This window comes from Bradyrhizobium sp. (assembly GCF_017881085.1).
GTDB lineage: Bacteria > Pseudomonadota > Alphaproteobacteria > Rhizobiales > Xanthobacteraceae > Bradyrhizobium.
Genome location: NZ_JADGRI010000003.1, coordinates 1 through 11,189 on the forward strand (window position 1 = coordinate 1; position 11,189 = coordinate 11,189).

Consider the following 11,189-nt stretch of genomic DNA (forward strand, 5'->3'; position numbering starts at 1 on the left):
ATGGTGGTCGACGCCCGCGTGATGACGGTGACCAGCGCCCACCATGACAATACCGGCATCTGCACCGCGAGCAGCTTGTCGGCGACGAAGCGCAGACCCTGCACCTCGGCATCGATGCGCACGAAGCTCTGCACCAGCGCGACATTGCCGAGCGCGTCGGAAGCGCGCGCGGACAGATCGCTGTAATGGGCCTCCACCTCGTTCTGCATGCCGTAGGTCTTACGCACCACCAGCGTCGTCAGCACCGTGAACACCACGCACAGCACGAACAGGAGAATCGCCAGCCGCCAGTTGATGTAGAGCGCGAGCGGCAACAGCACCACCAGCGACATGATCGCGGCGAAATGCTCGCGGAAAAATCCGAGCCACAGCCGCCATAATGCGTCGGTGCCGTTCAGCATCACCTTCATCAGGCGGCCGGAATGGGTGCCGGTGTGGAAGGTCAGCGGCAACTGCATGATGTGCTCGAAATAATTCGTCAGCACCGCCTGGCGCTGGCGGTGCGCCAGCCGGTCGGCGTGCAGCGCCACTGCGGCGCTGGCGCCGATGGTGAACAGGCCGAACGCCGCCCAGGCCGCCAGCAGCGGCCAGGCCGACGACGATCCGAGCGGGCCGGCCGATGGCTTGCCGGAGAGGACGTCGACGATGCGGCCGAACAGTACCGGCTCGGCGAATTGCGCGCCGGCGAGCAGCAGGTTGGCGCCAGCAAGGATCCAGCCCAGCCGCGCCTCTTTGCCGAGCAGCTCAAGGACGCGCGCGTAAAGCCGAAACAGGGACATGCCGCTAGGACTCGCATAGAGGGCTGCCGGCGCACCCGCCGTCAGAGGTTCCATTCTAATCAGGGAATGCCGGGAAGATACAGGGCGCCGGCGATGTTTTGCTCAATTGATGAGGCGCCCGTCCAGCGGCGGCAAGAAGCTCTCGTCGAAAATATCCGCCGCGGATGGCCGTTTGCGGAATTTGAAATCCTCGGCGACCTCGGCGATCGACCGGTCGAGACGGGCAGGGTCGACGGCGCCGATGCCGTAGCGCCTGACCTCGCCGGTCAGGATGTTATCGGAAATCAGCGTATGCAGCCGCTCAAGTTCCAGATCGCGGGATCCGCCATCCATCCGGCTGATGACTTCATCCACCGCGCGTTCGGGTTGCTTGATCGCGAGATGCGTCCCGGCTATCAGCGCGCGCACGAAGCCCTTCACGGCCTCGGGCCTTGCGGCACCAAACGCCGGATTGACGATGACGGCAAAACCGTAGGCCTCGCAGCCATAGTCGGCAAATCGAAGCACGGTGAGGTCGTCGGCCGGCACGCCGCGATCTCTCAGATTGACCGCCGACAGGTAGGAAAACCCGGTCACGGCGTCCACCTGACCCGCCGACAGCATCGGCTCGCGCACGGCGGCGCCGATCCCTTGCTGCTTCACACCCGCGATCTTGATTCCGTCCTGCCGCGCCAAGGCCGGCCACAGCCGGATCGACAGATCGCCGTCGGCGACGCCGAGCGTCTTGCCCTCGATATCGGAGAGCGCGTGGATGCCCCGGCTCTTGCGCGCGATGATGGCGTAGGGCGACTGGTTGAACAGCACGAACACCGCCTTGACGGGCGGCGCATCGGGTCTACCGCGAAAGCGGATCAGTTCGTTGATGTCGGCCAGCGCGAAATCGCTAGCGCCGGAGGCGACGCGTGCAATCGCGTCCGGCGAACCGCTGGCGACGTTGGTGGTGACCGCGAGGCCCTCCGAGCTGAACAGACCGCTGGCCGAGGCCAGCAAGACAGGCGCCGCGCCCGCATCGATCGGACGATCAAAGGAGAACTGGATCGGGATCGGTTGCCGCGGGGCAGCCTGTGCGCAGGCCTTGTCCGCACCGAAGCATGCAAGACCCATAAGGCCTGTCAGCACAGCCGAAACGCATTTGGCGGCAATGGTCGGACTCGCGCGCATTGGCACTACTTCGGATTCACGGGATTCACGGCACCAGCAGCCCCGGGATCCATGATGATTTGATGACGGCTGGAGCGCGGTTAACCAACACACTGCCGGTTGAAATCTGAACGGCCGATGAGCGCCACGATCTCGCCATCTATTGCTCAGACCGGGTTCGGTCTTGGGAACCTAACATGGGTTCAGCGGTTGGCTACAGGCGGCCTGACGGGCCGGGCCTCCATGGAGGATATTCGAGATGTTTACGCGAAAAGCAGTGTTTTCATCGATCGGCCGCGCCACTGTGATGGCGACGGTTGCGGCGATGGCGCTGACAGTCGTTGCGCCCTCGCTGGCTCGCGCCGGATCGGCGCCGTCGGCCCAGGGTATTTCGGCCGCGACCCCGGCCAGCGGAGCCACCGACATCAGCGCTCGCCGCAGGGGTTACGGGGGTGGAGGCGGCGCCGCTGCAGCGGCCGCGTTTGCCGGCATTGTCGGCACCGGCCTTGCGATCGCGGCCACCCAGAACCGCCGCGCCTATTATGACGATTACGATGGCGGCCCGGCCTACTACGGCGGCGGCCCCGCCTATTATGGCGGTCCCGGCTATTACGGTCCCGGCTACGGTTACCACGGCCGAAGTTCCCAGTTTGGCGGCCAACCATACCCCAACTAGCAGCGGGTGCCTGTCCAGCGGTTCTCCGCTTACCGGCTGGTAACCATGTCCGCCAACCGATCGATCCGCCGGACGCGCCCTCCCGCGCGTCCGGCGGATTTCTTCGTAATGTGCCGCGGCCGTTAACACGCTTGCCACGGGTTTGGATTAGCTTGAAATCATGAGTGATTCGCTCGAACGGCTCTATCAGGCGGTGCTCGCGGCCAAGGATCTCGATCCGGCAATCTCGCGAACCGCGCGGCTGTTCCAGCGCGGCCCGGCCAAGATGGCCAAGAAGCTGGCCGAGGAAGCCATCGAGGTCGTGATCGACGCCGTCAACCGTAATCCCGAAGCGGTGGTCCGCGAGAGCGCCGACCTGCTCTACAATCTCACGGTTTTATGGGCGTCGGCGGGTGTGCGGCCGGACGACGTGTGGCGCGAAATGGCGCAGCGCGAACGTCTGCTCGGAATCGCCGAGAAGATGCCGAAGATGCCGAAATCCACCGTGAAGATGCCCAAGACTTCACCGGCCCGGGTCGCGCGGCGACCAATTGTCGCGCTCGAAGGCCGTGGGCTCCGCAAGCGCTACTGAGATTTAACGACATTCCGCAAGACCCCGGCATGGACAAATCCGTCCCATGGTGGTTCATCGCGCCATGCTGAGACGGATCTACGACTGGTGTATTGACGCCGCCCACAAGCCCTACGCGCTCTGGATCATGGGCGCGGTAGCGTTCGCGGAAAGCTCGTTCTTTCCGGTACCCCCGGACGTGATGCTGATCCCGATGTCGCTGGCGCGCCCGCAGCGGGCCTGGCTCTACGCCCTGATCTGCACCGCGACGTCGGTGGTGGGCGGCATGCTCGGCTATGCGATCGGCGCGCTGCTCTACGATTCCATCGGGCATTGGCTGATCGAGTTCTACGGTCTTGGCGGCAAGGTCGAAGCCTTCCGTTCCTCCTACGCCGAATGGGGCGCCCTGATCATCATCGGCAAGGGCCTGACGCCGATCCCCTACAAGCTCGTGACCATCACCTCGGGTTTTGCCGGCTATAACATCTGGCTATTCGTGCTGTGCTCGATCATCGCCCGCGGCGGACGCTTCTTCATCGTCGCGATCCTGCTCAACCGCTACGGCGAATGGATCCGGGTGAGGATCGAGAAACATCTGGGGCTGTGGGTGGCGCTCGGCGCCGCCGTGCTCGTGCTCGGTTTTGTCGTCGCGTTTCGAATGATCTGAAGACCGCCGTGAAAGGCTTTGCCGCTGCGCGGGGCTTCAGGCTACGCTCGCTGTCATGAAGGCTCGATCCGACGACTTTATCGTGCCGGCGAGGGCACATGTCGCGGCCGCGGCGGCGATGCTCACGATGTTGCTGCTCACCGCCGGCGTCGCCTGGCCGCAAGCCGCCTCGGCGCCACCCGCGCTCGGCGTTCAGGAGCCGGCGCAGCAGGGCTTGCCCCAACAAGGCTTGCCCCAGCAAGGCACGCCCGGCCCGGCGCGCGAGGAAAATCCGGGACTGCTCAACGAAATCGGAAAGTTGTTCGACAAGCTACCGCCGCTGAAAGGCCCGCAGGAGACCATCGAGGATTTGAATGCGCGAGCCCGGGATGCGGCGAAGGACGCTTCCGACAGCCTGTCGCGCCTGGCCAAGCCGGCCTCCATGGTCTCCGGGCGCATGATCTGTCCGGTGTCGGCAAACGGCTCGCCGGACTGCAAGCTCGGCGCCGACAAGCTCTGCCAGTCAAAGGGCTACAAAGAGGGCAGGAGCCTCAACACCGATTCCGCCGAAACCTGCTCGGCGAAAGTGCTGATACCGGGCCGGCCCCGCAAGCCGGACGACTGCCGGACCGACAATTACGTCACCAGCGCGCTGTGCCAGTAGCGCCTTGGCGCAAGCGTAACGGATTTGCCTTGTTGGTATGATGTCTGGCATCTTTGGCTCAACCCCGCCTCTCCGTGGATCGCCAATCCCTGGAAAACCAAAAAGGATTTTACCTGATGTCCATGCCTGCCTTGTTCAAGGGCCGTCTGTCGATTCCCGTGATCGGTGCGCCGCTGTTCATCATTTCTGTGCCTGATCTCGTGATCGCGCAGTGCAAGGCGGGCGTGGTCGGATCGTTTCCGGCGCTGAACGCGCGCCCCGCAGCGCTGCTCGACGAGTGGCTGGTGCGGATCAAGGAAGAACTGGCGGCCTACGACAGGGCTCACCCCGAGCGGCCGTCGGCGCCGTTCGCCGTCAATCAGATCGTGCACCGCTCGAACAACCGGCTCGACCAGGATCTCGCGCTTTGCGAGAAGCACAAGGTGCCGATGATCATCACTTCATTGGGCGCGCGCGAAGAACTCAATCAGGCCGCGCATCGCTGGGGCGGCATCGTCTTTCACGACGTGATCAACCAGAAGTTCGCGCACAAGGCGGTCGAGAAGGGTGCGGACGGCCTGATCCTGGTGTCGGCCGGCGCCGGCGGCCACGCCGGGACGATATCGCCGTTCGCCTTCGTGGCGGAGACCCGGCAATGGTTCGACGGGCCGATCGCGCTGTCGGGCGCCATCGGCAATGGCCGCGCCATCCGTGCGGCGCGGATACTCGGGGCCGACTTCGCCTATATCGGCTCCGCGTTCATCGCCACCACCGAAGCCAACGCGGTGGAGGGATACAAGCAGATGATCACCGGTTCGGCCGCCGAGGACATCGTCTATTCCAACCTGTTCACCGGCGTGCACGGCAACTACCTGAAGCCGTCGATCGTGGCGGCCGGCATGGATCCCGACAACCTGCCGCAATCCGATCCATCGAAAATGAGTTTCGGGACCGATGCCTCGGGCGAGCGCGCCAAGCCGAAAGCCTGGAAGGAAATCTGGGGCAGCGGCCAGGGCGTGGGCAGCGTCGGGAAGGTCGTGCCGGCCGCCGAATTGATCGCGCGGTTCAGACGCGAATATGACGCAGCCGTCGATCCGTCGTTGTGAGGCGGCACGGCGTAACAAGAAGAACAAAGCCCCGGTTCTGATCTTATCAGAACCGGGGCTCTGGCGATTGCGCCGATGCCTGACGCCTATTCGAGTTCGATCGGCTGATACTTTCCATTCTCGTCAAGCGCGGTGCCCCAGATCTTGTGCGAAGCCTGGTGTTCCGAGCGGCCGAAATTGAGGGAAGTCCCGAGGCCCAGATCGATATTGCGCATGCTCTCGAGGTTGTCGATCAGCCGCTCGGTGTCGAATTGCGGACCTGCACGCTTCAGGCCCTGGATCAGCACGTTGGCGGCGACGTAGCCCTCGAACGAGACGTAATCCGGCGCCTCGCCGGGGAAATATTTGGCAAGCGCGTTCTTGTATTCGAGCACCGCGCTCGAATAGCCGGATACCGCCGGCACCACCTGGGTCACGATGACGCCGGTAGCAAAGCGCGGCCCCAACAGTCCCAGCTCCTCGGCGAGCGAGGTGCTGCCCACGAACGACACGTTGGTGTAGACCATGCCGGGATAGAGGTCGCGGGTCTTCTCGATGAACTTTGCGGCGGCCCGATAGGCCGCCACCATGACCACGGCCTTGATCGGCGGTTTCTGCAATTTCAGCTGATTGACCGCGTCGTCCACGTCCACCGTGTTTCGCTTGTAGTTGAGCCGGACGATTGCGCCGTCGTTGGCGCCGAGCGAGCGGAACGCCTTGGCGACGCCTGCGAAGCCCGCATCGCCATAGGCATCCTGCTGGGCGAAGACAGCGATCTGTCGCGGCGGTATCCGGCGCAATTTCACCAGATAGTGCACGACGGAATCGGTTTCCTCCGCGTAGCTCGCACGATAGTTGAATACATAACGATCGGGAGGATCGCTGCGCAGGATGTTGGCGCCGGTGAAGGCGCCGAAGAACAACGTCCGCCGCTCCAGCGCGTAAGGTACCCCGACGGCCGCGGTCGGCGTTCCGACGTTGCCGATGAAGCCGAACACCTGGTCCTTCTCGTAGAGCTGTTTCATGGCATCGAGCGTCCGCGTCGGCTCGTAGCCGTCGTCGGCCGCGATCAGCCTGAGCTGCCGGCCGTCCACGCCGCCCGCGTCGTTGATCCGGTTGAAGGCGGTGTCGATCCCGAGCTTCATCTGGCGGCCGAGTTCCTTGGCCGGGCCGGAAAACGGTCCCGCGATTCCGAACCGGATCTCGCGATCGGTGACGCCGCGTACCGGCGGTCCGGGCGGAACCGGCGCGATCGATGTGGCTGCTGCGGCGGCGGACGGTCCAATGACGCCCGCCAGCGACGGCCCGGCCCCCGCCGAGGGCCCGGCGATCGACCGCTCGAGGTCGGCAAGCTGGCGCTCGGCCAGCCGGCAATCCATCTTCCCGCTTGTCACGGCGGTGCGACCGTCCGCGACACTGCGATTGAGCGCCTGTGTCAGGTCGTCACGCTCGGCCTCGTTGGACGAGGCCTCCTTGATCACGGCCGAGAACTTGTCGACGATGGTCTGGATGCGCGGTCGGGCGATGTCGGTGCAGGCCAGCGCCGAACCGACGATCGGCCCGACGCGGCTCGCCAGATCGCGAACGACGTCGGTGTTGCCAGGCGCCGCGCTCGCGGCGCTCGCGAGCAGGGCGCTGAATAAAATGGCGATCCAACGAGGGGTCATCGCAAACTCCCCACCAAGGCCAATATGGACTCTTGATCAGGCATCTTCGTTTCTCCCCTCGTTTGATAGGTCGGTCGCACTATTGCTTTGTTTCGCTTGAGTTGGGTTTCTGGCGCCATTGCATGAACTGCTGAAGCAACTGATCTGACTTCTCACGCGTTGCGGGCTGCTCGCGCATTGCTGGCTGGCTGTTCTGGGCCGACGCGAGGATGGGCTGAAATTCCGCGATCGCAGGCTTCGATCCCTCGTCGCGCTGGCCGGGTTGAATCAGAACCGACTTGATCGACTTCATGATTCCAGAAGAGCCGCCACTGTCCGGCAGCCGCGACGCAGGCACCATGATGACGAAGAACAGCGCCACGATCGCGGAGACGCCGACGGCCGCGGCGAAGCGGCCGGCCACGGTGATCAGGGCCGTTCCGCGATCCAGTTCCTCCGCGAGTCCGGGAGGCTCGTGGATCACTTCGGGGTCGAGCGGGTGCCACAAGGCGTTGGAAACCGCCTTCTCCAGCTGGGTATCGAGCGAGGCCGGAGGGGAGGCCGGGCTCCTGGTCGGCTCTGGCGTTGCTTCGCGCGAAGGGGACAAGCGTGCCTCGGATCTCTCGCGCAACCAGCGCGGCGCATAGTACGCGGGTTCGTTTGGATTGAGATTGTCGTGCTCGTTCTCACTCGGGCTACTCATACGCTACTCCTCATGACGCTTGGCATTGCGGTCACCGGTCGGCGCCGCAGTACTGACCTGTTGACGTTTCTTTTGAAGTTCTTGGACGACGGTTCGAAGCGGCGAGGAGCGTCGGCACCAAGTGTACGAGACCCACCTGTACGAGATTCAAATGCTGATGAGAGAATTTGAATCAAAGATTCCGATGCAAAATCCGCATCGCGTACAGAATGCGAAGGCCCGCGAATGAGATCGCAAGACCTTGCCGTCCCCACCTCTTTCATTGCCGTGTCCCCTGGCAACTTTCCGCTCGCGTACGAACGGATGGAATTTCTTCAGCCCCAGCCGAGCCCAAGAAATAACCAAGATTGGATGGTACCGCGCCAAGACATTATTAAGCCAGAAACTCGACAGAATTGAGGTGTAGTTTTGTTAACCGACAATTTTGGTTAATCCCGCCACAAACCCGACATAACTACTCCACGGTTGCCCGCCGAGGTGTGACCGAAGAGGAATTTGATTCGACGCGATCCAGTCGGCCGGCACCCTGGGCGCCGGAAAAGCGGGGCGGCATTAATCAAGCGTTAACCAACACCGTCGATCTTTAACCATTCGATAAGGAAAGGCGAGTCGAGGATCATGCACGGAACCAGGGAGGCAACACGTCAGCTGGTTCGCATGCGCGGGCGCTCCTACGTTGCATTCGTCTTTGCTCCTGTTGTTCCGATTCATGGCTGGCTCGAGGAAATCGACGCCATGCTGGCGCGCTCGCCCGGCTTCTTTGTCGGCAAGCCGGTGGTGCTCGACCTGTCCGCGGTGGAGCTCAGCCAATCCGCCATCGCCCACCTCGTCGCCAGCCTCGAGCAGCGCAATATCCGCGTTCTCGGTATCGAGGGGGTGGACGCCGCCCATCTCACGACCAGCATGCCGCCCTTGCTGACCGGCGGCCGCCCGACCGTGCTGATTCAGAACGAGCCGAAAAAGCCCGAAGCCAAACCGAAGCCGACTTCCCTGCTGTTGGAAAGCCCGGTGCGCTCCGGCCAGTCGATCGTGTTTACCGAAGGCGACGTGACGGTGCTGGGCTCGGTCGGCTCCGGCGCCGAGATCGTCGCGGGCGGCTCGATCCATATCTACGGCGCGCTGCGCGGCCGCGCGATGGCCGGCGTCAACGGCAATTCGGCCGCGCGGATCTTCTGTCAGAAAATCGAGGCCGAGCTGTTGGCCATCGACGGCTACTACCAGACCGCTGAAGACATCGACGCGAATTTGCGCAATCGGCCGGCTCAAGCCTGGCTCGAAGGCGACATCATGAAAATTACACCGCTGAACTAATGGGCAAGGAGGCAAGAATGGCCAAAGTCTTGGTCGTAACGTCCGGCAAAGGCGGCGTCGGAAAGACGACTTCCACCGCAGCCCTCGGCGCGGCGCTGGCGCAAATGGGGGAAAAAGTAGTGGTGGTCGATTTCGACGTCGGTCTGCGCAATCTCGACCTGGTCATGGGCGCGGAACGACGGGTCGTGTTCGACCTCATCAACGTCGTCCAGGGCGTTGCCAAGCTCTCGCAGGCGCTGATTCGCGACAAGCGTCTGGAGAATTTGTGGCTGCTGCCCGCGTCGCAGACCCGGGACAAGGATGCGCTGACCGACGAGGGGGTCGGCAGCATCATCGCCGACCTGCGAACCAAGTTCGACTGGATTCTCTGCGACAGCCCGGCGGGTATCGAGCGCGGCGCCACGCTGGCCATGCGCTATGCCGACGAGGCCGTCGTCGTCACCAATCCCGAGGTCTCCTCGGTACGCGATTCCGACCGCATCATCGGCATGCTCGATTCGAAGACCGTGAAGGCCGAGAAGGGCGAGCGGGTTGAGAAGCATGTGCTGATCACCCGCTACGACTCGGGCCGCGCCTCGCGGGGTGAGATGCTCAGCATCGATGATATTCTCGAAATCCTTGCGACGCCGCTGCTTGGCATCATTCCCGAGAGCCAGGATGTCCTGCTTGCGTCCAACGTCGGCTCTCCGGTTACCCTGAACAACGCCGCCAGCGCGCCAGCCCGCGCCTATGTCGACGCCGCACGTCGCCTGATGGGGGAAACCGTGGACATGGTGGTGCCGGTCGAGCGCAAGAGCCTGATGAACCGGCTGCTGGGACGGAGGGCCGCATGATGAGTCTGCTGCGGCGCTTCGCCGGCCGTGATGCCTCCGCGCCTGTGGCACGGGAGCGGCTGCAGATTCTGCTGGCGCATGAACGCGGCTTGCGCGGCCAGCCCGACCTCTTGGGAGTGCTGCGGGCCGAGATCCTCGCCGCGGTCTCCAGGCATATCACGCTTGATCCGGACAAGGTCATCGTCAGGATGGACCGGGGCAAACACGTATCGACCCTTGAGGTCGATATTGAAGTGCCCAATGGCTTCGAAAGATCGCTCGCGGCCGCCAGCTGACAGCTCGAAAGGCGGGCTCCGGCGCGCCCCTGCTGCGGTCCCGGACAGCCCGAGCGCCGCTTGCGCATCGCGCGCCGTCCCGGTAGCGCTGGCAGCGAAAAGCGGAAATCCATTTGATGCAAGCCATCTATCGCGTCGACGGCAATCGTGTCGTCACGAGCCCCAACGCCGCCGGCCCCTGGGACAGCAGCATGCAGCATGGCTCGGCGCCGGCGGCGCTGGTGACGTGGGCCGCCGAAGCAATCCCTGCGCCGCAGCCGATGCAGATCGCGCGCGTCACCATCGATCTGATGCGCCCGGTACCGCTGGCGCCGCTGACGCTTCAGAGCGAAGTGCTGCGGGAGGGCCGCAAGATCCAGCTATGCGCGGTACGGCTGCTGGCCGGGGACGTGGTCGTGGTCGGCGCGACCATCCTCAAGATCAGGACGCAGGCGCAGACGCTGCCGGCCGATGTCGTGGATCATCCGGTCGAGCTTCCCGGACCCGAGCAGTCTCAACACGAGCCCGCGAATTTCTCCTCCAGTCCGTTCGTAACCGGCATCTCGCTGCGCGCCGCGCGGGGCCGGTTCGGCGTGCCCGGTCCGGGCGCCATCTGGTACCGGGTCGACCGGCCACTGGTCGAGGGCTTTTCGGTTTCGCAAGCCGTGCGCGCCGTGGTCGCCGCTGATTTCTGCAACGGTACTTCGGCCGCGCTGGATTTCCGGGAATGGACCTTCATCAACGCCGATCTCACCGTCAGTATGGCGCGCCAGCCGGTCGGAGAGTGGATCCTGCTCGACGGAGAATCCCTGATCGGTCCCGACGGCGCGGGCCTCGCCACCGCGCGGCTTGCCGACACTTACGGCTATTTCGGCCGCGCTGTGCAGAGCCTCGTCATCGAGAAGCGGTAAGCAGCGGCCGGC

The 11,189-nt window shown here is 64.0% G+C and carries 13 protein-coding genes; 9 read left to right on the forward strand and 4 right to left on the reverse strand.

The window, feature by feature from the left end:
* Together QZ213_RS00620 and QZ213_RS00625 are read right to left on the reverse strand one after the other, a co-directional pair.
* Positions 1 to 779 (reverse strand): ABC transporter transmembrane domain-containing protein (locus QZ213_RS00620; protein WP_291684102.1); only part of this gene is annotated, 779 nt, incomplete at its 3' end.
* Between the two features lie 102 nt (positions 780 to 881).
* Positions 882 to 1,883, reverse strand: coding sequence for an ABC transporter substrate-binding protein (locus tag QZ213_RS00625; protein WP_291684146.1), 1,002 nt, complete (start codon positions 1,881 to 1,883; stop codon positions 882 to 884).
* A gap of 295 nt (positions 1,884 to 2,178) precedes the next feature.
* Here QZ213_RS00625 and QZ213_RS00630 point away from each other — a divergent pair, with 295 nt between their 5' ends.
* The 5 genes from QZ213_RS00630 to QZ213_RS00650 all read left to right on the forward strand — a co-directional run bounded on the left by QZ213_RS00630 (position 2,179) and on the right by QZ213_RS00650 (position 5,540).
* Positions 2,179 to 2,595, forward strand: a complete 417-nt coding sequence (locus QZ213_RS00630; RefSeq protein ID WP_291684103.1) for a hypothetical protein — start codon at positions 2,179 to 2,181, stop codon at positions 2,593 to 2,595.
* Positions 2,596 to 2,755: 160 nt separating this feature from the next.
* Complete coding sequence (gene hisE, locus QZ213_RS00635; RefSeq protein WP_291684104.1) at positions 2,756 to 3,166, forward strand: phosphoribosyl-ATP diphosphatase; 411 nt, start codon at positions 2,756 to 2,758, stop codon at positions 3,164 to 3,166.
* 46 nt (positions 3,167 to 3,212) lie between these two features.
* Positions 3,213 to 3,812: a YqaA family protein gene (locus tag QZ213_RS00640; protein WP_291684105.1), complete on the forward strand. Its 600-nt coding sequence runs from the start codon at positions 3,213 to 3,215 to the stop codon at positions 3,810 to 3,812.
* A 55-nt stretch (positions 3,813 to 3,867) separates the two neighbouring features.
* Positions 3,868 to 4,455: a hypothetical protein gene (locus tag QZ213_RS00645; protein ID WP_291684106.1), complete on the forward strand. Its 588-nt coding sequence runs from the start codon at positions 3,868 to 3,870 to the stop codon at positions 4,453 to 4,455.
* A 116-nt stretch (positions 4,456 to 4,571) separates the two neighbouring features.
* On the forward strand, positions 4,572 to 5,540 hold the full coding sequence (locus QZ213_RS00650; RefSeq protein WP_291684107.1) for a nitronate monooxygenase family protein: 969 nt from the start codon (positions 4,572 to 4,574) through the stop codon (positions 5,538 to 5,540).
* 86 nt (positions 5,541 to 5,626) lie between these two features.
* On the opposite strand, the gene QZ213_RS00655 is transcribed toward QZ213_RS00650, so the two are convergent.
* Positions 5,627 to 7,186 carry an ABC transporter substrate-binding protein gene (locus QZ213_RS00655; RefSeq protein ID WP_291684108.1) on the reverse strand — a complete coding sequence of 520 codons (1,560 nt, stop codon included), beginning with the start codon at positions 7,184 to 7,186 and terminating at the stop codon, positions 5,627 to 5,629.
* Positions 7,187 to 7,265: 79 nt separating this feature from the next.
* Positions 7,266 to 7,868 (reverse strand): hypothetical protein, encoded by a 603-nt coding sequence (locus QZ213_RS00660; RefSeq protein WP_291684109.1) that lies wholly within the window; start codon positions 7,866 to 7,868, stop codon positions 7,266 to 7,268.
* A 618-nt stretch (positions 7,869 to 8,486) separates the two neighbouring features.
* Between QZ213_RS00660 and minC the strand changes: the two genes are divergently transcribed.
* The 4 genes from minC (at position 8,487) to QZ213_RS00680 (ending at position 11,177) form a co-directional block, all read left to right on the forward strand.
* Positions 8,487 to 9,179, forward strand: a complete 693-nt coding sequence (minC, locus tag QZ213_RS00665) for a septum site-determining protein MinC (RefSeq protein WP_291684110.1) — start codon at positions 8,487 to 8,489, stop codon at positions 9,177 to 9,179.
* 17 nt (positions 9,180 to 9,196) lie between these two features.
* On the forward strand, positions 9,197 to 10,012 hold the full coding sequence (gene minD / locus QZ213_RS00670; RefSeq protein ID WP_291684111.1) for a septum site-determining protein MinD: 816 nt from the start codon (positions 9,197 to 9,199) through the stop codon (positions 10,010 to 10,012).
* Positions 10,012 to 10,287, forward strand: coding sequence for a cell division topological specificity factor MinE (gene minE / locus QZ213_RS00675; RefSeq protein WP_291684147.1), 276 nt, complete (start codon positions 10,012 to 10,014; stop codon positions 10,285 to 10,287). The genes minD and minE overlap by 1 nt, the downstream gene beginning before the upstream one ends.
* 116 nt (positions 10,288 to 10,403) lie before the next feature.
* Complete coding sequence (locus QZ213_RS00680; RefSeq protein ID WP_291684112.1) at positions 10,404 to 11,177, forward strand: thioesterase family protein; 774 nt, start codon at positions 10,404 to 10,406, stop codon at positions 11,175 to 11,177.
* Positions 11,178 to 11,189: the final 12 nt, after the last annotated feature.